The 22,975-nt window shown below is 39.9% G+C and carries 21 protein-coding genes and 1 riboswitch; of the genes, 15 read left to right on the forward strand and 6 right to left on the reverse strand.

Annotation, left to right across the window (positions count from 1 at the left end; genetic code table 11):
• The first annotated feature begins 552 nt into the window (after nucleotides 1-552).
• The 6 genes from D172_RS03030 (at nucleotide 553) to drt4 (ending at nucleotide 9,780) form a co-directional block, all read left to right on the forward strand.
• The gene (locus D172_RS03030) at nucleotides 553-1,728 is read left to right on the forward strand and encodes an exo-beta-N-acetylmuramidase NamZ family protein (protein ID WP_007378826.1); all 1,176 of its coding nucleotides are present in this window, start codon (nucleotides 553-555) and stop codon (nucleotides 1,726-1,728) included.
• A 9-nt stretch (nucleotides 1,729-1,737) separates the two neighbouring features.
• Entirely contained in the window at nucleotides 1,738-3,396 is a 1,659-nt protein-coding gene (gene pbp4b, locus D172_RS03035; RefSeq protein WP_007378825.1) for a penicillin binding protein PBP4B, read from the forward strand.
• A gap of 191 nt (nucleotides 3,397-3,587) precedes the next feature.
• On the forward strand, nucleotides 3,588-4,964 hold the full coding sequence (locus D172_RS03040; RefSeq protein ID WP_007378824.1) for a Na+/H+ antiporter NhaC family protein: 1,377 nt from the start codon (nucleotides 3,588-3,590) through the stop codon (nucleotides 4,962-4,964).
• Nucleotides 4,965-5,110: 146 nt separating this feature from the next.
• Nucleotides 5,111-5,938: a hypothetical protein gene (locus tag D172_RS03045; RefSeq protein WP_150115548.1), complete on the forward strand. Its 828-nt coding sequence runs from the start codon at nucleotides 5,111-5,113 to the stop codon at nucleotides 5,936-5,938.
• Nucleotides 5,939-6,502: 564 nt separating this feature from the next.
• Nucleotides 6,503-7,573, forward strand: a complete 1,071-nt coding sequence (locus D172_RS03050; protein WP_007378822.1) for a hypothetical protein — start codon at nucleotides 6,503-6,505, stop codon at nucleotides 7,571-7,573.
• Between the two features lie 563 nt (nucleotides 7,574-8,136).
• A complete protein-coding gene (drt4, locus tag D172_RS03055; RefSeq protein WP_007378821.1) occupies nucleotides 8,137-9,780 on the forward strand; it encodes an antiviral reverse transcriptase Drt4 in 1,644 nt (547 codons plus the stop codon).
• 55 nt (nucleotides 9,781-9,835) lie between these two features.
• On the opposite strand, the gene D172_RS03060 is transcribed toward drt4, so the two are convergent.
• From D172_RS03060 to D172_RS03070, 3 genes are read right to left on the reverse strand one after another with little or no spacing between them, the layout of a single operon-like run.
• The gene (locus D172_RS03060; protein WP_007378820.1) at nucleotides 9,836-10,447 is read right to left on the reverse strand and encodes a hypothetical protein; all 612 of its coding nucleotides are present in this window, start codon (nucleotides 10,445-10,447) and stop codon (nucleotides 9,836-9,838) included.
• The gene (locus tag D172_RS03065; RefSeq protein WP_033023867.1) at nucleotides 10,434-11,027 is read right to left on the reverse strand and encodes a sigma-70 family RNA polymerase sigma factor; all 594 of its coding nucleotides are present in this window, start codon (nucleotides 11,025-11,027) and stop codon (nucleotides 10,434-10,436) included. Before D172_RS03065 ends, D172_RS03060 begins: the two co-directional genes overlap by 14 nt.
• Nucleotides 11,028-11,040: 13 nt before the next feature.
• Complete coding sequence (locus tag D172_RS03070; protein ID WP_007378818.1) at nucleotides 11,041-11,670, reverse strand: energy transducer TonB; 630 nt, start codon at nucleotides 11,668-11,670, stop codon at nucleotides 11,041-11,043.
• Nucleotides 11,671-11,816: 146 nt separating this feature from the next.
• Here D172_RS03070 and D172_RS03075 point away from each other — a divergent pair, with 146 nt between their 5' ends.
• The 3 genes from D172_RS03075 to D172_RS03085 all read left to right on the forward strand — a co-directional run bounded on the left by D172_RS03075 (nucleotide 11,817) and on the right by D172_RS03085 (nucleotide 13,411).
• Entirely contained in the window at nucleotides 11,817-12,323 is a 507-nt protein-coding gene (locus tag D172_RS03075; protein ID WP_007378817.1) for a DUF3087 domain-containing protein, read from the forward strand.
• 25 nt (nucleotides 12,324-12,348) lie between these two features.
• Nucleotides 12,349-12,798, forward strand: a complete 450-nt coding sequence (locus D172_RS03080; RefSeq protein ID WP_007378816.1) for a low molecular weight protein-tyrosine-phosphatase — start codon at nucleotides 12,349-12,351, stop codon at nucleotides 12,796-12,798.
• Between the two features lie 121 nt (nucleotides 12,799-12,919).
• A complete protein-coding gene (locus tag D172_RS03085) occupies nucleotides 12,920-13,411 on the forward strand; it encodes a DUF3016 domain-containing protein (protein ID WP_007378815.1) in 492 nt (163 codons plus the stop codon).
• Nucleotides 13,412-13,458: 47 nt separating this feature from the next.
• On the opposite strand, the gene D172_RS03090 is transcribed toward D172_RS03085, so the two are convergent.
• Entirely contained in the window at nucleotides 13,459-13,749 is a 291-nt protein-coding gene (locus tag D172_RS03090) for a hypothetical protein (RefSeq protein WP_002960798.1), read from the reverse strand.
• Between the two features lie 71 nt (nucleotides 13,750-13,820).
• On the opposite strand from D172_RS03090, the gene D172_RS03095 reads away from it, so the two are divergent.
• Nucleotides 13,821-14,030: a hypothetical protein gene (locus D172_RS03095; RefSeq protein WP_002960797.1), complete on the forward strand. Its 210-nt coding sequence runs from the start codon at nucleotides 13,821-13,823 to the stop codon at nucleotides 14,028-14,030.
• Here D172_RS03095 and epmB read toward each other — a convergent pair.
• Complete coding sequence (gene epmB / locus D172_RS03100; RefSeq protein WP_033023868.1) at nucleotides 14,027-15,040, reverse strand: EF-P beta-lysylation protein EpmB; 1,014 nt, start codon at nucleotides 15,038-15,040, stop codon at nucleotides 14,027-14,029. The genes D172_RS03095 and epmB overlap by 4 nt on opposite strands.
• A gap of 41 nt (nucleotides 15,041-15,081) precedes the next feature.
• Between epmB and efp the strand changes: the two genes are divergently transcribed.
• Entirely contained in the window at nucleotides 15,082-15,648 is a 567-nt protein-coding gene (gene efp / locus D172_RS03105; protein ID WP_024596699.1) for an elongation factor P, read from the forward strand.
• Between the two features lie 56 nt (nucleotides 15,649-15,704).
• Nucleotides 15,705-16,679: an elongation factor P--(R)-beta-lysine ligase gene (gene epmA / locus D172_RS03110; RefSeq protein WP_007378813.1), complete on the forward strand. Its 975-nt coding sequence runs from the start codon at nucleotides 15,705-15,707 to the stop codon at nucleotides 16,677-16,679.
• A gap of 814 nt (nucleotides 16,680-17,493) precedes the next feature.
• On the opposite strand, the gene D172_RS03115 is transcribed toward epmA, so the two are convergent.
• Complete coding sequence (locus D172_RS03115; RefSeq protein ID WP_007378758.1) at nucleotides 17,494-19,593, reverse strand: TonB-dependent receptor; 2,100 nt, start codon at nucleotides 19,591-19,593, stop codon at nucleotides 17,494-17,496.
• Between the two features lie 102 nt (nucleotides 19,594-19,695).
• On the opposite strand from D172_RS03115, the gene D172_RS03120 reads away from it, so the two are divergent.
• From D172_RS03120 to thiC, 3 genes are all read left to right on the forward strand, one after another.
• Nucleotides 19,696-20,094, forward strand: a complete 399-nt coding sequence (locus D172_RS03120) for an acyl-CoA thioesterase (RefSeq protein WP_007378757.1) — start codon at nucleotides 19,696-19,698, stop codon at nucleotides 20,092-20,094.
• A gap of 126 nt (nucleotides 20,095-20,220) precedes the next feature.
• Nucleotides 20,221-20,619 (forward strand): META domain-containing protein, encoded by a 399-nt coding sequence (locus D172_RS03125; RefSeq protein WP_033023856.1) that lies wholly within the window; start codon nucleotides 20,221-20,223, stop codon nucleotides 20,617-20,619.
• Between the two features lie 106 nt (nucleotides 20,620-20,725).
• Nucleotides 20,726-20,840, forward strand: a riboswitch (TPP riboswitch).
• A gap of 143 nt (nucleotides 20,841-20,983) precedes the next feature.
• Nucleotides 20,984-22,936, forward strand: a complete 1,953-nt coding sequence (thiC, locus tag D172_RS03130) for a phosphomethylpyrimidine synthase ThiC (RefSeq protein WP_007378755.1) — start codon at nucleotides 20,984-20,986, stop codon at nucleotides 22,934-22,936.
• Nucleotides 22,937-22,975: the final 39 nt, after the last annotated feature.

Genomic DNA, 22,975 nt, shown 5'->3' on the forward strand with positions numbered 1-22,975 from the left:
AGCTTCGCTCGTCGCGTCAGCAAGCTGCACGCCTACAAGCAAAACCAACCCAATCTTTAAATCTAAACTCCGAGTTTATTTATCCGTTGTAGACGCTGGGCTTGCTCGCGTGAGAAGCGCCAGCTTCTAATCATTTACTACCGATTTAACTGAGACTTTATTTACGAGCTTCGCTCGTCGCGTCAGCAAGCTGCACGCCTACAAGTAAAACCAACCCAATCTTTAAATCTAAACTCCGAGCTTATTCATCCGTTGTAGACGCTGAGCTTGCTCGCGTGAGAAGCGCCAGCTTCTAATTGAATAAACTCACAGCACAATACATTTACGAGCTTCGCTCGTCGCGTCAGCAAGCTGCACGCCTACAAGCAAAACCAACTCTAATCTTTAAATCTAAACTCCAAGTTTATTTATCCGTTGTAGACGCTGAGCTTGCTCGCGTGAGAAGCGCCAGCTTCTAATCACTATATCTAAGTCCACTTACCCCCTTTCTAAAGCTGCTCTTTAATATTACCTATGTTATTTTAAACACCTTGTTTAAAAGGATATTGCAGTATGTTTAAAACCCTATTTATTACGTTATTTTTTATTTTTAGCGCCATTTTTATTGCAAGCGTGCAAGCCAACGAAGTTAACAACTCACTTGTAGTAGGTGCGCAGCAATATGCTAAATATTTACCGCAGTTAAAAAATAAACGTGTAGGGCTAGTAGTTAATCAAACATCAATGGTAGGGCAAACTCACTTGGTAGATGCGCTGCTGACTAAAAATATTAATATAACTAAAATTTTTGCACCTGAGCATGGCTTTCGCGGCGATCACGATGCGGGCGCACATGTAAAAAATGCCGTTGATAGCAAAACTGGGATTCCGCTTATTTCTATTTATGGTAAAAATAAAAAACCAAGCCAAGCTGCTTTAGTCGATGTTGATGTGATTATTTTTGATATTCAAGATGTGGGAGTGCGTTTTTATACCTACATAAGCTCTATGCACTACATGATGGAAGCCGCTGCAGAGCAGGGGATAGAATTTCTAGTACTCGACAGACCCAATCCAAATATCGCCTACGTTGATGGGCCAATATTAGAGCCAGAATTTAAATCGTTTGTAGGCATGCACCCAATTCCTGTTTTACACGGCATGACCGTTGGCGAACTTGCCAAAATGATCAAGGGTGAGGGCTGGATCAATAAAGCGCCCGCTTTAAAACTAACCGTGATCCCTGTTGATCATTACACTCGCAAAAGTACTTACAGCTTGCCTATAAAACCCAGCCCTAATTTACCTAACGATCAAGCCATTGCGCTTTATCCGTCGCTTTGCTTTTTTGAAGCAACGCCTATCAGCATTGGTAGAGGTACCGACTTTGCATTTCAAGTAATTGGCTATTCGCCAGTTGCATTAGGTGATTTTAATTTTACACCGCGCGCAATTAAAGGCGCTGCTTTAAACCCTAAATTTAAAAACCAAACCGTGCAGGGGCTCGATTTAAGACAAGCAAATATTTCAGGTCTAAATTTAACTTACTTAATAAATGCGTACACGGAGCTTAGTAAAAATAACATCTCGTTTTTTGAGCGCGCTGACTTTATGGATAAGCTAGCGGGTACTAATAAATTGCGCTTAGCTATTGAAACAGGGCAATCTGCAGCGCAAATAAAGCAAAGCTGGCAGGCGGGGCTTGCGCAATTTAAAGCGCAAAGAGCGCCTTACTTGCTATATAAATAAGGGCTAAGCATGTTTATCGCTTTAAAAAATCAAAGGTATGGTTATATCAAACAAGCTTTTATAGCGGCATTGAGCTTTATTATTGTGGGTTGTAGTACACCACCTGAGCCTATTAGCTCGGTGCTACCATTTACAAAGAGCCAACTTGTAGAGCTGCCTAATGCACAAGTGGTTGTAACGTTTCCTGAGGTAAATCCAAGTAGCCGGTTTTATGTAAATAACCGAGGAACGTTTAAAGCTTACAAAGGACGCGGGCAATTATTAATACAAAACCATAACGCACAAAGCGCCGATATTTACATTAATAATAAAAAGCTCGACGTTAACCAACTAAGCGCCAACACCTTATACAATTACAGTTTGGCAAAAAATACTCACAACGGTGTTAATACCTTTAAAGTTGAAAATATTCTCCCTGCTGGCGCAAGCTTAACACTGCGTTTTGCATTTCCTACTTTAAGCGATGAACCAAAAAAGCATATAGATTTTACTGAAGTAGACACATTAATTGAACGCGATGTTAAAGCAGGTTTTCCTGGGGCTGTGTTGGCCGTTGTTAAAAATGGTGAGCTAATAAAATTAACCGCCTATGGCGATGCAAAGCAATACCAGCAAAGTGATTTAATGTTACTACGCCCAGAGCCAATGCAGACTAATACCTTGTTTGATCTTGCCTCAAACACCAAAATATTCGCCACAAATTTTGCGCTTATGAAATTAGTAAGCGAAGGGTTGTTGAATATTAATAAACCCGTGCAAAGCTACCTAAGCGAATATAAAGGCGAAGGGCGAGTACAACGTACAGTAAAAGATTTACTCACACACAGCGCCGGATACCCGCCAGTATTTGACTTTCATCGTAAAGATGGCAGCAATGGCGACGCGTTTTATTCGCAAAACAGTAAAACCACCAAACAGCTATTACTTACCAGCGTCCCTTTTAGTAGTGAATCATCTGGGCAGCCTATTTATTCAGATATTGATTACATGATTTTAGGTGTGCTCATTGAGCGTATTACAGGGCAGCCCCTTGACGAATATCTAGAGCAGCAAGTGTACGCGCCACTAAAATTAACTAACACGTTATTTAATCCACTTAAAAAAGGCTTTAAGCCGCAGCAATTTGCAGCCACTGAGCTTAGCGGTAACACGCGAGACGGGCGCATTAAGTTTGATAATATTCGCACCAGTGTTTTACAAGGCCAAGTGCACGACGAGCGCGCTTACTATTCACTTGATGGCGTAGCAGGGCATGCAGGATTATTTAGTAACGTTCACGACTTAGCGGTGCTTTGCCAGCTATTACTAAATAATGGTGGCTACGGCGACCAACAATTATTTAGTGCAAGCGCCTTAGCGCAATTTTTAACGCCGCAATCAAGCGATGAAACCTACGGGCTTGGCTTTAGGCTAGCTGGTAACAACCAAGCAAGGCGCTGGCACTTTGGCCCTTATGCAAGCGCACAAGCTTATGGTCACACAGGTTGGACGGGGACAGTGACCGTAATTGACCCCGCTTACGACTTAGCTATTGTTTTACTTACCAATGCTCGCCATAGTGCCATTAAAGGCTCGCAAAAACGTTACGAATTTACAGGCAAACAATTTGAAACCGCACAGTACGGATCGGTAGTGTCGCTTATTTATGAAGCGCTACTAAATCAATAAGCTATCGTATAGGTTAAAACGTACTAACTGTGCCACCTTAAGTGATTTATTTACAGGTGACTTGAGTAAGCCAATCCATTAAGCTAAGCGGTCTATAAAACTAAGCCGGTTTATGTTGTTAGGCTTAACAAATAAGCGTTAAAACGCGTACAAAGCGAGGTTTACTCGCTAATAATTAAGGTTAACTTTTTATGCATTGGTATTCTATTTTACCGCCGCTAATTGCGATTGCTATCGTGTTTTGGCGAAAAGAAGTGATTATGGCGCTACTTGTTGCTGTTGCTTCTTCTGAGTTTTTACTCGCCTTTCAGGGTGAAGGTAATAGCTTGTTTGACACTTTTTTAAATACCATTGAACGTATTATTTCGGTTGCCAGCTCGCCAGGTAATACACGCATATTAATATTTAGTATTTTAATTGGTGCACTGCTTGCCTACATTCGCGAATCTGGCGGCGTTGCAGCAACCGTTAATATGCTAATGAACAAAGGTATTGCAAAAAGTAAGCGCCAAGTGGGATTTTTAACCATGTTTACCGGCATTGCGGTGTTTATAGAATCTAACCTGAGCGTACTTACCTCGGGTATTTTATCGCGTGGCTTATTCGACAAATTTAAAATGAGCCGAGCGCGTCTAGCGTACATTATTGACAGCACCAGTGCGCCAGTGTGTATTTTAATACTACTTAACGGCTGGGGCGCATTTGTACTTGGTTTGTTAGGTAACTATGAGCTAGGTGAGTCGGCTGTATCAGTGTTATGGGGCAGCGTAGGGTATAACTTTTACGCCATAATTACCCTTGTCATTGTTTTTTACACCATCGCGTTTGATAAAGTGCATGGCCCAATGAAAGAAGCCGAACAAAAACTAGAGCTTCAAACAACTGACTTAAAAGAAGAAGTAAAAGGCTCTAAAGCGCGTTACATGTTAATCCCGCTTATTACGCTTATTACCAGCATGGTTGGCTTTATGTATTACACCGGTAATGGTGTACTAGCCGAGGGCAGCGGTTCTAAATCAGTATTATATGCAACGGTTTTAGCCATTGTTGTCGCTTACTTTTTAATGATTGGCTCACGTAAATTTACGCATCATCAATTAGTTGATACCGGTTTTAAAGGTATGGGCGAATTAATGCCACTGGTCGCCATTGTACTGCTTTCGCTTACACTTGGCGCAAGCTTAAAAGAATTGGGTACTGGCGTATTTGTAGCATCGCTTGTTGGCGACTACCTACCTATTTACTTAATAGTACCGGTGCTGTTTTTAACCGGCGCGGTTATGTCGTTTACTACGGGTACATCGTGGGGCACGTTTGCTATATTAATCCCAATTGGTGTGCCACTTATTCAAGCGCTAGGTTTACCACCGTCGCTTGTTGTTGGTGCTATTTTGGGTGGTGGTATATTTGGCGATCACTGCTCGCCTATATCCGACACCAGCGCTGTATCAGCTATTGCATCAGGGTGTGACTTACTCACCCACGTTAAAACGCAGCTACCGTACGCCTTATTTGGCGGTGCATTGACGTTTATAGCGTACTTAGTAACAAGCATACTTGTGTTATAAAAACGTCTTATAAAAGTGTGCTGTAAATACTGAGTTTTAATTATTTATAAAATGCCTTGAAAGCCTGCAAATATGCAGGCTTTTTTAGAGCACAAAACAAGGATTATTTAAATGAAAAATAAAGCTTTGTCCTTTTTAGTTTTTTATTGTTTTTGAACGCATGCTCTTACCAAGAAAGCGAAACAGAACAAGCTAATAGGTTAGCAAAAACATACCAGCTCGATATAAAAACAGATAATCCAAAGCAATCTTATCCGAAAGATTTTACCGAAGAAGAGGGGACTTTAGCGAATGTTGAAGTGACTATAACCTCTTTAGATAGTGTTGCTGAAACTCTTGATGGGATTGAGTCTGCCTTGGGAGTTTACCCAGAAGGATTTATTTCTGAAGTAATTGATACTATTTATATTGTAGGCGCTATAACTATTGAAGGAGCTGCGGCTGGCGGAACTTATGGTTCTAGATGGATAGCTTTATCTAATGTTGCACAATGGAATGAAACAAAAGCTAACTATGAAAATGCGTATCGTGGAGTACATCATGAACTTAGTTCACTCATATTTAATAACTCACCATTTAGCGTAATGACATGGCAAAGTTTATTAAATAGAGATTGGAAGGCTGCAGTATCAAATTTTGAGGCACTTACAAAAGGTGAGTTAGCGCCAGATTATAGCGCAGGCTTTTTGTCTGATTATGGTAAAACATCTATGGGTAATGATTTTAATACTTACGCCGAATTTGCCTTTGCTGAACCTGAAAAATTGCGGGAACTTGCCGCAACCTACCCAATAATAGCTAAAAAGCTGAGTTTGTTTATTACTGCGTATACGCAGTTTTCGGCTAAATATCAGCAAAACTTTGAAGAATATTTTACTCGAACGGGTTTAAGTGATGTTGCGGTAGAACCTGAAAATGTAGAAATGACGATTCATTTAGACTTGAGTAACATTAAGCCGAAAATTATCAGATAACGCTATTTGATTACGATCTTACGTTTTTAGCGTACTTAGTAACAAGTATGTTTGTATTAAAAAATACGATTTTTACATAGTTAAAAGCCTGATTAACCGCAGGTTTTTTTGTTTAAAAAAAGCTTACATAGGTTGGGTTGAGTGACAAGAAACCCAACTGTTCTACAATGCAGTTTGCACCTATAAAGCTAAGTATATGTATATCTTTTGTAGGCGCATAGCTTGCTAGCGCGTCGGGCGTTAGCCTGAAAAGTTAGATTTAGTATTTGCGCACTAGGTTACTCATCGACTACTGATTCCAGAGTCATAGTATTAAGCATGACATCTGTGTTTTAGTTTTGCATAAAACAAAATCCGCCCTATGCCTTCTTAAAAAGGACTATTCATTTTGATTTGAGGGACTTTAAGTCACAAGCAAACTAATAAAAAGTGTATTTTTGTTATTGTGAGCTTAAAAATTATTTTTAACAATTCTTTACTCTTTTAATTCATGCAGTAAGCAAGTAATGCTGAAACTGATATCGAGTTGTATTATGATTAATTTAAAAAGTAATAAGGCTAATAATGAAAATGGATCTAGATTCTAAACAGAGTGCACTTCAAAAAATATCAAAACAAAATGCACTTTCAGCTGCTTTAGGTGCTGCATTCTGGAGTGTTCCTATTTTAGTTCTATGGGCATTTCTGTTTGAGTTAAAACCAGCTGCAGGTCCTGTGATGTTACTCATTAGTGGTGCATTAGTTGGTGCAGCTGTACGGTTTCATGGTCGAGGATACGAGCGTTTATTTTCGCTAATAGGTTTAATTGCTCATGCTTGTATTGTATTTGTAGCGTGGGATTTGCAGATTATTCTTGTTGGTGGCGTTTTAGCGGTTATTTTAGTTGGGGTTTATATTTTTGGCGCATGGGGAGCTGCCTACATATCACGCATTAATGTATCAATGCACGACCATAAAGAATTTGATAAATTATTTGAATCTGCCGATTATCAAAAACAAAAAAAGCTAAAAAATAGATGGTTCATTGTACTTCCTGTCGTTAGTGTTTTAACGCTTGTTGCAGGTTTTATCACGGCAATAGGTATCGTTATTTTTCAGCAACAGCAGCATATTGATATTGAGGTACAACAACATCAGCAGCGTGCCGCTGAATTTCGTGGTAAGCATATTGAAACAAATAATGAAAACCTCGCCTCTATGAGCACCAAAAAAGCATTAACATATGCTTATGCGTATCAGTCAGGAAGACACTTCGATGAGCGAGGATATTATAAAGGAGCCTACCCGCAAGATAGCTTCCAAGCTTTAGTAATATTACGTTACCTAGCTAATGAAAAGAAAAACCCGCGCGCACAATTTATTTTAGGAAAAATACTTAATAACGAAAAAGGCCAGGCTTTATTATTACAAGCCGAAAAAGCAGGTGATGAATTTGCTATGCTTTATAGTATTTATGAATTTGGCTGTCTAATTGATGCGAAGAGAGGCAAACAGCTTCTAATGAGCTTTGCTAAAAATATAGAAGAGCAATCGGTTATTATTGACATACAGAGTATGAACAGCGACGACTTTAATGATCATTGTACAGTATTAGATAGTACTGAATTTGATTATCGTTATATACGAGATTATTAGTGAGTATTGAATTGAGAAGTATTGAGTTTCAATTCAAATCACTGCTCTAAGGTTTAGTTTTTTACTTTGAGTATTTAAAAACTTTATTTTAGATTTTGTGACGCATAAAGCTTCAGCCAAGAGGTATTGCCATGGATCCCTTTTTGTAATTTTATCTATGGGCGGCGACGTATTTTCTATTGCATCGGGAGGACTTACTTACCGGTGTTAAAACACGGCTATCGCGAGCTTATTTGATGATGGCCTGATACTTGTAGCATACGTAGATTGAGCAGTACAAAACCCAACGAATCTCCAATGTAGTTTGCACCTATAAAGCCGAGTATATGTATATTTTTTGTAGGCGCATAGCTTGCTAGCGCGTCGAGCGTTAGCTAGAAAAGTAAAATGCAGTATTTACGCACTAGAGTACTCGTCTACTACTGATTTTAGAGTCGTGCTATTAAGCGCGATATTTGTATTTTAGTTTTACAAGAAACAAGATACGGCTTTATGTTTTTTCACTTTAATAAACAGTGAATTCAGATAAGATACTTATACAAAAAATACGCAAAGGAATGTTTATGAGCCAGATTTTTGGTGATACAGATGATAAAAGGGCTTTATATGAAGCTCTAACTAGATACAACTATTTTCCAAATCAACGAGCAAATATAGGTGAGTTACCACCGAGTCTAGATACAAGGCAATTTACACCAGAGGTGGCAGAGGCTATTTCTAAGCTTGAAGAGACTAAAGGCAGATCTGGTTATGACTTAGTTGAATATAAGGCTACAAGATATAATAACGTGCCTAGAGTATTGGGACTTGTTCATCCCAGAGCTTACTCATCACTAGCCAAGTGTATACATGAGAATTGGGGAGAGCTGAAATGCGTTACTGAGAACGCAAATAGTATAATTAAGCCTGAGTTTCATCACAGTGAAAAGCGATTGGTTGTAATGAATTATGAAGCTCCATTCGTAAAAATTAGTCGCTCGCATACTTCTTCTTTTGCAAAACGATTTAGAGTTCACACTGATATAGCTAACTGTTTTAATAGTATTTATTCTCATGCGATTGCATGGGCTGCTGTTGGAGTTAAAGAGGCTAAAGCACAACAAAAAAGCAAAGAATGGTTTAACCGTTTAGATACCTACCAACGAAAAACTAAGCGTAATGAAACTCAGGGAATACCAATAGGTTCTGCAGCCTCTAGTATTGTGAGCGAGTTAATCTTAGGTAAAATTGACGAAGCCTTAATAAGTAAAAATTATGAGTTTCATCGATATATAGATGATTATACTTGCTACTGCTTGACTAGCGAAGACGCTCAAAACTTCATCCAAGATTTATCTAACTCTCTTGCTCTATATAAGCTGACACTGAACTTAAAGAAAACATCGATAATAGAGTTACCAGCGGCTTTTGAAGATGAATGGGTGTTAGATTTGAGAGGTGCACTACCAAGTCGCTTGGGTAATGCAGGCGAAAGCGAGCCCCAGCTATCTGCTGATGAAGCGCTTACGTTTTTAAATAAAGCTATTGGGATAAATAAAAGTACGCCTGATGGAAGTGTATTAAAGTATGCAATATCATTAATCATTAATTACTTAGATGAAGGTGCTAATGTAAGTTTATTGGAAGCTCTTCTGAACCTATCGTGGCACTACCCAGTTTTACTCCCGTTATTTGACAAATTATTAGGCAAAGCAGAGATAAGTGCAGGGGTTTTCGAGCAACAATTAAATGTAATAATAAGAGAAAATGCTGATAAGTTCCGATCTGATGGTATGTCTTGGCCGCTTCACACGATGTTAATTAATAACGTCATCCCAAAAACAGAAACGGCTGAAAAGGTCATTGCGAGTGGTGATTGTGTTGCAATTACTTTGTTATTAGAAATGCATGACTTCAATGAAATGATCGTTGAGTTCGCACAAACTATAATTGATGATGGTGATAACTACGAAAAAGATAACTATTGGTTATTACTTTACCAACTATACCTAAAGGGCTTAATTGATAATCCGTATGATGACAAAGTATTTGAGTGTTTGAAAAAACACAAGGTTAATTTTATACCTAAAAATACGCTTACTGAAGCTGAAAAAAAATGTGATGAAATTCATAGTGAAATGGGAACTAACGCATTTAAAAAAGTATTTTCAGAAATTAAGGGGATACCGGTTAATGAAAAACCTAATGGGGACTCACCTGCTTTTTAGTTTCTAATAAACAGTTACGACCTAATTCTATTAGGTCGTAAAATTAAATTATCACCTAAGCCCCACACTGCCTAACTCCAGCACCCGCATGTTTAAGCGCTATAATCTGCCCTTTACCGTTATGTGCCATAGCGAGCATATCACCGGTATTTATATTACTTTCAACCGCGTGTTTACCCTTTAAATCACTTAACAGTGAATGCTTAATTTGCACGAGTACTTCATCATTACAGCTGGCTATGTACCAGTCGTTATCTACCTTCACTAGAGTGCCGTATTCTATGTGGCGTTGTTGGTGGCGGCGTAAATCGTTAGCTAATTGACTATCAAGCGCGTGTTTTTGCTCGTTTATGGAGCTTGCGTAGCTACCTGCTTGATTTATTTCGTGGGTTTTTATAAATGAATAGTCGTGAATGTCTATGGTGTTAAGCACGGTTTTAGGCGCGTGGTTAATGCCATCTTTATTATCAAACACAATAAAAGCAAATACACCCAGTGCGCAGGCAAGGCTGGTTAGCTGCAGCGTAAAGCCGAACTTTTTAGGCTTTGTGTGCGTGGCCTTTTTAAGTAGCGCTTTTTGCTGAGTGCTTGTAAGTGTAGTGCGCGCTTTTCGCTCTTTGTAGTGTTGTGTGAGCTTTTGATCGAACGGCTCATCAGGCTTGTTCATTGTTTGCTCCTAATAAACGTTTAAGATTTTGCTTAGCATAGCGCAGCCTTGTTTTAATGGTCTCAAGGTTGCTTTGCGTTATAAGCTCTATGTCGGTGAGCGAAAAGCTTTCTTGTTGCAAGGTTATGGCTTCGCGCTGTACAAAGCTAAGTTGTTTTAGCGCGGCGTCGAACGCTTCGTAACTTATGTTTGAGCTGCCTATATGCGAGTCTCGACTAGTTAAGTCGTTTTCGCTTTTATCATTTTGTGCTGCTAAATACGTATTTTCGTCAAGCTCTACAAAGTGCTGTTGCCTGCGGTATTCGTCAATGAGTGTGTTGCGGGCAAGTTTAAACAACCACGCTTTAGGTGTGGTTTGCGCTTGGTAAAGGTGGCGTTTTTCGATTACTTTTAGCCATGTTTGTTGGCTTACGTCGTATGCTAAATGCGTATTAGATTGCGTAACAAGGTAGTGGTATAAGTCGTTACTGTAGAGGGCAATAAGCTGCTCTAAGTAACGATTGTCGCCACTTTTTGCGTAACTTGCCATGCAGTCCTTGCTTGGCGTTTCAAATAACCATGACTTAATACTTAGTAGCATAGGCTCATCGCTTTTATTGTTGTAATTTAAAATCGAGTTGTACGGTTTGACCTGTTTGTAATTGTGCCACACCTTCAATTACTTTGGGGCGATATTTCCAGCGTTTAATGGCTCTTATTGCTTCGCGGTCAAAGGTACGTTTTGGCTCGGCGTTAATAACTACTGGGTCGATTACTTCCCCCGTTGGCGAAATACTAAAGCTTAGTTGCACCCAACCTTCAATACCATCGCGCGCGGCTGTGGTTGGGTATTTAGGGTTTATGCGCACTATGGGTGTTGCATCCCCTGTTGGGCGATTAATGGTGTTGTTAATGTCGTCACCAAAATCATCAATTGTAACTGGCGTAAAGTCGCTAATTGCCAACACAGGATCGGCTGATGTATCAAGCGGTGGTGCTTTTGGCGGCACTTTAGGCATTGGCGGTGGCGGCTGTATTTTTTGTATATGCCTGACTTTTGAATCCTCAGGGAGGTGAAAAATCTCTACTATAATATCGCCCCCTGGTTTAACCGGTGCGCGTTGCTCGCCACTTATTAAATATTGCATAAACGCAAAAGCTGCAAAGGTCATTGCGGCGCCGCCAATAACGGCGGTCGATGTTTTAATAAATACTGAGTTGTTAGGTACTTCAAGTGTGTGCATAAGCCGCTCCAAATTAATGCATTAGGGTGTTTTCAAAGCTATAACGGGTGGCAAATCAAAAAGGGGTGAAATAATTTTATAAAAAATCTGGGGTTTAGTTACAATAGCCATTCGCATTCTTTTACTTATTAACTTTTTAGGCTGTTATGCAACTCATTGAAATAAATAAAGCGCGTTATCGTAAACATTTAAACCGTGTTATTGCAGGATGTGGTATTGGTTTGGCTGTAGGCAGCTTGGCTATATCGCAAACGCTGATTGCTTTATTTCCTGATGAAAGTGGTAGCCACTTTCATTGGAACTTAATAGGTGTTGCTATTACAAGCGTTGGGCTTGCGTGGTTACTTCATAAATACCGTACACATAGCTTTATGACTGAAGTTGTTTATGTGTGGGAACTTAAAAAAGCACTTAATAAAATAACCCGTAAAATGGCTAAGTTAAAAGCCGCTGGCCGTGAAGGCAATGCCGATGCGTTATTAGCGATTCATTATAGCTACGCGGGCTCTCGGTTATTGTGGCAGCTAGACGATAATCTAATCACCATGGACGATTTAGCCATTAAACAAGCTGAGCTTGAATCTGTTGCAGCGCAACATAACGTAACGCTAAATGCTGATGAGTATGATGCGAGCATTTTAAAACAGTTTTAGTTTTTAATGTTTAAAGGAGTGTCTAATGAAAAAAATATTAGTTGTTTGTTTAGGTAATATTTGCCGCTCGCCAACCGCAGAGGCGGTATTAAAAGACAGCGCTAAAAAGCTTGGCGTTAACGTTAAAGTCGATTCGGCAGGGACTATTGGTTACCACGAAGGTAAAACGCCTGATAGTCGTTCAATGGCAGCAGGGGAGAAGCGCGGTTATAGTTTTAAAGGTATTTATTCGCGTAAAGTACGCACAAGTGACTTTACTGAATTTGATTTAATTTTAGCGGCCGATACACAAAATTTAGCTGATTTAAAAGCCCAGTGCCCTGCGCATTTACAGTACAAATTAGCGTTGTTTTTAGAGTTTGGTGAACAGAGCGTTAGTGCGATTCCCGATCCTTATTACGGCGGTGATGATGGCTTTGAAAATGTGCTTGATTTAATTGAAGCCGCAAGCGACAAAATACTGTCAAAAATTTAAAAGGTATGGTTAAGTTATAGTTAATGAATGACTGTTAATATGCCGTTGGTAATTTAGGTAAGAATACTGGGCTTATTGCAATTCACTCTATTGTAATTGGTACACCTTTTTGGAGAACGATATGAATTCAGTTAAGAAAATAGCAATGACAATGTGTATAGCACTCCCTGTATTTGCTCATGCTGGGGAGTCTATTGTTAAATGGCATGACTTTAACGATTATCGTGATGTACGAGCGTCGAATCAAGCCAGAGGGTCGTATCATAAACACATTGCAAGTAGCTTTGAAAAACATATGGCTAAGCTTGCTGAGCAGCTACCAAAAGGTTATAAATTAAACGTAGAGTTCACTGATTTAGATTTAGCCGGTGATGTGCGATACGGCGGTATGGATGAAATACGTGTAGTAAAACCAATCTATTTTCCGCGCATTAAGCTCAATTATTCGTTAACAGATAAAGATGGTAGCGTACTTAATAAAGGCAGTGATGTAGAGCTTAAAGATATGGGCTTTATGGATAAAATTAAAATGGGCCGCGAAGAATCATTTTATTACGAAAAACGCTTATTAACGCAGTGGTTTGGTGAACAAATATTACCAAGTTTAGATTAACTTAAAATAAAAATGCCGCTAAATAGCGGCATTTCTATTTTTAAGTTTTACTTAAAAGTAGCTAACAGCGTGAGTATTTGCTGTAACTTAATAACGGTAGTTTTAAGTTTTTCTTCGTCAAAACCATCGTTAGATAAGCTTTCAACGTCAGCGGCTACGTCAAGAACATAAGGCTTAAAACGTTTAGCTTCAAAGCTAAATCCAGCATCTTGTGCAAATAAGGCTTTAAATTTGCCATGGCCTTGCTGCTGTAATTCATCGAGTTTTTTGTCGGCATCAAGCGCCTGACGATAAACAATTTTTAAATTAGTATTGAGTTGTTCAATAATTGAATCCATGGTTTTCCTAAAGCTTTGTACTGCATGGCCGACATAATACTTGGATTACATTTAAAAGTCAGGTTTGTTATATGAATATATCAGGCACAAGTTTACCCGCTGTTTCCGGCTCAGGCCAAGGCAGTGAGCTTTATAGCGCTGCTTTATCTAAAAAGCAGCAACTAGCAGATGGTGCCGCAGCACTTGCACTTATTGAAGGTGCTGCACAATCGTCAAGTGCACAAACACCGGCTAAGTCGGTAACGGCATCATTGGGTAACAACGTAAATATATACGTTTAAATTAGCTTAAGATCGATAGGTGTTTTGCTTTTTTGACCACCTATTTCTCTAACTAACTTAGGCACTAAAAATCCAGGCAGAGCTTTTAATAGCTCTGCCATTATTTTTATTGCGTCTTCTTCGTTAATATCAAAGTGGCTGGCCCCTTCAACTTTATCTAGCAAATACAAATAATACGGTAATACGTCTGCGTCAAATAACGCTTCGCTTAAATTTATTTGCGCATCGAGCGTATCGTTCACATCTTTTAAAATTACAGCTTGGTTTAAAAGCGTTACGTTTGCTTGTTTAAGCTTTTGCATAGCTGCTTTAAAATCAGCGTCTATTTCGTTGGCGTGGTTTATGTGATTAATAAAAATGATTTTTAATGGCGATTTTGCTAATCGCTCACATAACTCATTGGTAATACGTGCAGGAATAACAACAGGTAAACGGCTATGAATTCGCATTCGTTTAATTTGAGGTAATTGCTCAAGCTCATCTAAAAACCAACTTATTGCATCGTCTTTGGCCATGAGCGGATCGCCACCACTTAAAATCACTTCGTTTATATTGGCATCGGATTTTATGTAGCTTAGTGTTTCAAGCAGACTTTTTTTATTAAGTTGGTTTTCTTGATATGGAAAATGCCTTCTAAAGCAGTAACGACAATTTACTGCACAGCCGGTTTTAAACATCACCAAGACACGTGATTTATACTTATGTAAAAGGCCTGGTTGGTCGTTGTCTTGCTCAAGTAGGGGATCTTTATTAAAACCCGATTTAGTCAAAAATTCTTGATGGCGTGGCATTACTTGTAGCAAAAGAGGATCGTTTGGATCGCCTTTGCGTATTTTTTTTATAAAAGGGATAGGCACGCGTACCGGAAATAAACTACGGGCTTTTAGGTCGTTTTCATGGACTTGGCTCGATAAACCGACCATTTCAAGCAAGCTCTTTGGGCAGGTAACTACATTTGCTAATTCTTTTTGCCAGTTTTTATGCAAATTTGCTTCATTTCTTTGTATCATTGGCATGTAGATTACTCGAAAAAATATAAATAGAGGAAACGATGGCGAATTATAGCACCAACGAGTTCAAGGGCGGCCTAAAAATTATGATGGACGGCGAGCCTTGCAGTATCTTAGAAAATGAAATGGTAAAACCTGGTAAAGGCCAGGCGTTCAACCGTGTTCGTATCCGTAAACTTATCTCTGGTAAGGTGCTTGAAAAAACCTTTAAATCGGGTGAATCAGTTGAAGGTGCTGATGTAATGGATACAGATTTAGCGTATCTATACACAGACGGTGAATTTTGGCATTTCATGAACAACGAAACATTTGAGCAAATTGCCGCTGACGAAAAAGCACTAGGCGATGCAGTTAAATGGTTAGTTGAAAATGATTTATGTACAATTACATTATGGAACGGCAGCCCTATTGCTGTTACACCACCTAACTTTGTTGAGCTTGAGATCACTGAAACAGATCCTGGCCTTAAGGGTGATACAGCGGGTACTGGTGGTAAACCAGCAACGCTTAGCACAGGCGCTGTAGTACGAGTTCCATTATTCGTACAAATTGGCGAAGTAATTAAAGTAGACACTCGTAACGGTGAATACGTAAGCCGTGTTAAGTAACACTTAACTCAGCTTAATAAATCCCAGCTTAAGCTGGGATTTTTTTTGGAGAAAATATGTCAGCAGATCTTTGGGCCCCAAGCGCAAGCATTGAAACACTAAAACAACGTGCAGCGATATTACGTAGCATTCGTGAGTTTTTTTATGCGCGTGATGTTTTAGAAGTAGAAACGCCGAGCTTAAGTGCTGCCAGTGTAACTGATGTGCACTTAGCTAGTTTTAATACCAAATTTGTAGGTCCAGGGCACGCAGGTGGGCTTCCTCTATTTTTACAAACATCTCCAGAGTTTGCTATGAAACGCTTGTTAGCGGCAGGCTCAGGCGCTATTTTTCAGCTTTGTAAAGCATTTAGAAATGAAGAAGCCGGTAGTCATCACAATCCTGAATTTACAATGCTGGAATGGTATCGCCCAGGCTTTGATGAATTTGCACTTATGGATGAAATGGATGAGCTAATGCGGCTTGTTTTAGATGTCGAGCCTGCAACAAGGCTTACCTATCAGCAAGCGTTTGAACAAGCACTTGGGCTCGATCCGTTAACAGCAAGCATAGAGCAATTAAAGCAACTAGCGTGTGAGCAGGGGTTTGCTGATATAGCCCAAAATGAAACGCATAAAGATACCTTACTGCAATTATTATTTTGTATGAAGGTAGAGCCAAGGATAGGGCAAGAAAAACCGTGTTTTGTTTATCACTTTCCAGCTTCTCAAGCGGCACTGGCACAAATTTGTGAACACGATACACGTGTAGCAGGGCGCTTTGAGCTTTATTATAAAAATATGGAATTGGCTAACGGCTTTAACGAACTCACAAATGCTAGTGAGCAAGCTAAACGTTTTAATGAAGATAACGCATACCGCGCTGTAAACGGTTTAAAACAAGTACCAATGGATACGCGTTTAATTAAAGCGCTGGAGCATGGATTACCACAGTGCGCAGGGGTGGCTTTGGGGATTGATAGGCTTGTAATGCTCGCAACAAATAAAGAAAAAATTAAAGACGTAATAGCGTTTGATGTGCAAAGAGCGTAATGCTGGACTTGTAGGCGCACAGCTTGCTGGCGCGTTAAAGCGAAGCTTTAAGGTCTTTTTATTTGGTTAGTTTAAAGTAATAAGAAGCTTCGCTTCTCACGTGAGCAAGCTCTACGTCTACAACACATTTTATTATTATTTATGTTTGATATGCAAAGAGTGTGATGCTTGACCTGTAGGTGCGAATTTATTTCGCGCTCATGTAATTTAACTTTATAAAAAGCGAGGTATAAAACCTCACCTACAATAAACATCAACCCCATACACCAAACCTGTAGGTGCGAATTTATTTCGCGCTCATGTAATTTAACTTTATAAAAAAGCGAGGTATAAAACCTCACCTACAAATAAACATCAAGCCTGTAGGTGCGAATTTATTTCGCGCTCATGTAATTTAACTTTATAAAAAAGCGAGGCGTAAAACCTCACCTACAATAAACATCAAGCCTGTAGGTGCGAATTTATTTCGCGCACGTGCAACTTAACTTTATAAATAAGCGAGGTATAAAACCTCACCTACAATAAACATCAAACCCAAAACTTACGCCAAACCTGTAGGTGCGAATTTATTTCGCGCTCATGTAATTTAACTTTATAAATAAGCGAGGTATAAAACCTCACCTACAATAAACATCAAATCCAACAACCTACGCCCAACCTGTAGGTGCGAATTTATTTCGCGCTCATGTAATTTAACTTTATAAAAAAGCGAGGTATAAAACCTCACCTACAAATAAAAACACCGCGTTTAATTTAAACGCGGTGTTTTTATTTGCTTGCAGAAAGCTTTCATTTGAAAGCCAACGGCTATGCTTTACAGATTAAGCGTAAACGTAACACCTGCTACACGAGGCTCACCTAATTGTGTATAGGTATGCGTTGCGTAACCATCTTGTGGATCGTTACCAAACTCAAAACCACGTGTAGGGACTGTCTCGTCAAACACGTTACGAGCCCATGCGCGAACTGCCCACATGTCTGCTTCGTAGCCAAAGCTTAAGTTAACTAAGTTGCTGCTAGGTGCCTGTGAATTATGACTATCTGAGAAGTAATAATCGTCCTTACCTTCAATACCAACCATACCGTAAAGCTCATTAGTAAAGTTATAACGAGCAGTAAACGCATATTGGTATTTAGGTGACTGTGCCTGTTCACGACCGTCTTGATTTAAGCCTGATTGTGTTACAAAGTCGTCTATTTCAGTGTTTAAGTAACCAGCGCTACCTGTTAAAAACAGATTATCAGTTAGTTGGTAACTACCTTCAACTTCAAGTCCGTAGTTGCTACCAGAACTTGCGTTATCAACATAACCGGTAAATTGCTGACCTTCTACTTGCCATGCTTTTAACTGAATATCGTCGCGGTGCATGTAAAATGCTGCTAAGCGAAGTGTAAATTTGTCATCAAGTGATGAACCTTTAACACCAAATTCGCCGCTCCATAAATATTCAGGGTCGAAACTGGTGTGTTGCTGGAAAAAATCAGCGCTTAGGTTTAAGCCTTCATCTTTTGCTTTAGCCAGTGCTTCTGAGTTAATACCACCGGCTTTGTAGCCACGCGTAATGCTTGCGTAGATCATAGTGCGGTCAATTACTTGATACTCTAGCGCAATTTTACCGCCAACCATCACATCGTCAGTATCTTCTATAAAGCCATTGCTATCGGTGTAGTCGCCTTGGTATTGCTCTACACGTAAACCTGTAATGAGTGTTGTTTTAGGGCCAATTGGAGTCGCTACTTGACCATATACTGCAACGTTACTCGTTTCGTAAGTTGAAGAAAATGGGCTTGCTAACCATGTGTATTGGCGCTCTAAATCAACGTCACGGTTTTGGTAATAAATACCCGCAACCCAGTTACCTGTTTTAGAATTAAACTGTAAATCTACAGACTGATCGTCGCGATCGCGGCTGTAAAGATCGGTTGAGCTGTATCCATCAGGATGTAAGCCAGCAGCACATAACTTTGGCTCACTTGTATCGTTACATACCCAGTCTTCGTCAAAGCTGTAAAGTAATTCGGTATCAATAGCCGATAGGTTTAGATTTACATCAAAAGCGTCAAAACCCGTATAAGTATTCTTAACACCTATTGCGTAGCTTTGTTGATTATCTTGGCCTGGTTCATCGGCAACACTATTGCGGCTGTTATCAAGCGTAAACGCATCGTAGCCGTTGTTTATATCAATATAGTGAAGGTTTAGCTCAGTATTTAAATGCTTTGTAAGCTGGCTGTTTAATTTAAAACGCGCTACTTGCTCGTCTTGATTTTGTGTTTCGTCATTTAAGTACAGGTTATCTACGTAACCGTCTGACTTTCTGCGAAAGTAGCTAACGCGTGCGCTAGTGTCATCTGTTAAGCCTGTGCTTGCTGCAATGCCTGCTTCGCGTGTGTTGTATGTGCCAGCACCTACTTGTAATTTTAAACTTGGATCGCTTGTGGCTTTAGCTGAACCCATTTGGATCATGCCGGCCATACCGTCTGCGCCAAAGCGAGTGCCTTGTGGGCCGCGATAAATTTCTACTTGGTCTATATCAAATAATAATGAGCTGCCACCAAGGCCAGAATAGTTAATACCATCAATAACTAAACCAACTGATGGATTAATCGGGTCTACAAATTGTGAGCGAAGCCCCACGCCACGGATTTGGATATAGCGTCCGCGCGACGCGCCAGAAGTAAAGTTTACATTGGCGGTACTGCCTAATATTTCGTCTAAGTAACTTGCACCACGTAGATTAATTTCTTCTTCGCTGAATAAGCTTGCGCTTGCGCTTAAGGTTTGAATGCTTTCGCGTTGAAAATCGCCAGTTACAACAATTCTTTCTAGGTTGCTATCGTCAGCGTTAGCTGCAAGTGGTGCACCAAGCAGCGGTAAAAGTGCTGCGGTAATTAAAGACAAACGTAAGTTCATTAGGTTACTTAACTCCATTTTAGGGACTCGTATGGTAGCAATTATTTGAGCACATGTGCTATAAACTCGGCAATTATACGTTAAATAATTAGGATTATTAATATGACCTTTAAAGTTGACTTTAAAGTGCGTGATTACGAATGTGACTTACAAGGCATTGTAAATAACAGTGTGTATTTTAATTATTTGGAGCACGCTCGCCACGAATTTTTATACGCAAATGGTATTGATTTTGCTCAGTTAGCAAAAGATAAAATTAATCTAGTCGTGATGCGCAGCGAAATGGATTATAAGCATTCGCTCTTACCGGGTGATGAGTTTTATGTGGCTGTAGAGCCGCAGCGCATAAGTCGCCTTAAATTTGCTTTTAAGCAAACGGTTGTTCGTAAATACGATGAAAAAGTAATGCTCAATGCACTAATAATAGGAACGTCGGTTAATGAAAAAGGCCGCCCATTTTTGCCTGATCAAATAGATAATGTATTCAAAACTACAACTTAGTGCGTAGTAGCGTAACTTTTGAACTATCATAGAACAAAAATTTACATTTTAAACATGCATTTTTAACGGATAAATCGCATAAATATTGTTATTATTACAGTAATTAGACAATTAGTTAGTAGTAGCATGAAATTAGCAGCAATACCGATGCTTATAATCGGTTTATGTGTTGGTTGCGCATCGACAGGGACGGTTACCAGTGAGCAGCTAAAATACACCCAATGGCAATTATCACATGTTGATGGTTTAGCAATTCCACCTTCTTTTAACGCATCAATGAGCTTTATTGAAGCGCTGCAAGTAAATGGTTTTGCTGGCTGTAACAAATTTTTTGGTGAGGGCTCGCTTGAAGAAAGTAATCTTACCGTAAGTAAATTAGGTATGACGCGCAAGTCGTGCGGAAAAGAACTTGATGAGTTTGAGCAGCAGTTATTACAAGCCTTAAATCAAGGCGCAGAGCTTAAAATGCAAGACCAGCAATTAGTCATGCAAGGCGAGCAAACATTTGTGTTTATCCCTAAATAATTTTAAGTTTTTGAAAAACAGCCCCTTGCGGGCAGTTTTTAACTGACGTACACTCAGCGCAGATTTGATGAATAATATATCAAATCAACGAACAAAATTTATATATCAATACTTGTCGGAGTGCCAAAGCTAAGTAATTAGTTTGTGGCTGAGATCGCGAAAGCGGGATCCGTGAACCTGATCAGGCTAATACCTGCGTAGGGAACAAGCTGCCTAAAATAGGACGCTTGTGCGTCTTTTTTTATGCGCACAATAAAGCGATTTTAATTATTTTAGGCTGCAAAGTAGCATGTACGCTACTTTACGATCTTTCTCTATTCCTCGGAATATCTGACAAGACAACCCTTAAGCAATGAGGCAAGTCATGTCAAACACTACAAATAAAGCGTCACGCCGAGAAACTCGTGCTGCCGCGTCTGAATATATTTATAACTTAACGGGTCAACCTTTCCCAAATTCTCATAAAGTATACGTTGAAGGTACTCAGCCAGGCGTGCGCGTTGGTATGCGTGAAATTACGTTAAGTGATACGTTTATTGGCGGTACAGATGAAAACCCTGTTTATGAGTCAAACGATCCGCTTCGCGTTTACGATACGTCGGGCCCGTATACCGATCCTAATTTTGAACTAGACGTGCGTAAAGGCTTACCAAAATTTCGTGAACAATGGATTGAAAACCGTGGTGACACTGAAATTTTAGAATCAGTAACGTCGCAGTTTTCGCAGCAGCGCATGGCAGATGAAGGGCTGGATCATATTCGCTTTGATCACTTGCCAAAAATTCGCCGTGGTGTCGCTGGTAAAAACGTAACGCAAATGCACTACGCACGCCAAGGGATTATTACTCCTGAAATGGAATACGTAGCCGTTCGCGAAAATATGGGACGTGCAGAAATTCGTAAAGAATTACTAGCCGCCCAGCATAAAGGCGAGTCGTTTGGTGCGAGTATTCCTGAATTTATTACCCCAGAGTTTGTACGCGACGAAATAGCCCGTGGTCGCGCTATTTTACCAAATAATATAAACCATCCAGAAACAGAGCCTATGATTGTCGGTCGTAACTTTTTAGTTAAAGTTAACGCCAACATTGGTAACTCGTCGGTCAGCTCATCTATTGAAGAAGAAGTAGAAAAAATGGTGTGGTCTACCCGCTGGGGGGCAGACACTGTGATGGACTTATCAACGGGTCGTTACATTCACGAAACCCGCGAATGGGTTGTGCGTAATTCGCCTGTACCTATTGGCACAGTACCGATTTATCAAGCGCTTGAAAAAGTAAACGGTGTGGCTGAGGATTTAACGTGGGAAATTTTTCGCGATACGCTAATTGAGCAAGCCGAGCAGGGTGTTGATTACTTTACTATTCATGCGGGTGTATTACTGCGTTATGTACCAATGACCGCTAAACGTGTAACCGGTATTGTGTCACGCGGTGGCTCAATTATGGCTAAGTGGTGTTTAGCGCATCACAAAGAAAACTTTTTATACACGCACTTTGAAGACATTTGTGAAATTTTAAAACAATACGATGTGTGTTTTTCACTCGGTGATGGCCTTCGTCCAGGCTCTATTGCTGATGCCAACGATGAAGCGCAGTTTAGTGAGCTACGCACATTAGGTGAACTGACTAAAATTTCGTGGAAGCACGACGTACAAGTATTTATTGAAGGTCCGGGACATGTGCCAATGCACATGATCAAAGCCAATATGGACGAGCAATTAAAACATTGTGACGAAGCGCCATTTTATACATTAGGCCCGCTAACGACCGATATTGCACCAGGGTATGACCATATTACTTCTGGTATTGGTGCTGCTCAAATAGCATGGTACGGCTGTGCAATGCTTTGCTATGTAACACCTAAAGAGCATTTAGGTCTGCCAAATAAAGAAGATGTTAAAGAAGGCTTAATTACCTACAAAATTGCAGCGCATGCCGCCGATTTAGCAAAAGGGCACCCTGGCGCGCAAGAGCGTGATAACGCCTTATCAAAAGCGCGTTTTGAGTTTAGATGGCATGACCAATTTAATATAGGTTTAGATCCAGACCGTGCTCGCGAGTATCACGACGAAACCCTTCCGCAAGAGTCAGGCAAAGTGGCTCACTTTTGCTCTATGTGTGGCCCTAAATTTTGCTCTATGAAAATTAGCCAAGAAGTACGTGATTACGCTAAAGATTTAGAAACACGCGGTATTGATCCAAATGACGCTGGCGACGCTATTGAAATAAAAATGATTGATGTAGAAGCCGAAATGAAAGCTAAATCTGCCCAGTTTAAGCAAACAGGCTCAGAAATTTACCACAAAGCGGTATAGCAAGAAGTTAGATACAGATGTAGGTGAGGTTTTATACCT

This window comes from Pseudoalteromonas sp. Bsw20308, assembly GCF_000310105.2.
GTDB classification, from domain to species: Bacteria; Pseudomonadota; Gammaproteobacteria; order Enterobacterales; family Alteromonadaceae; genus Pseudoalteromonas; species Pseudoalteromonas fuliginea.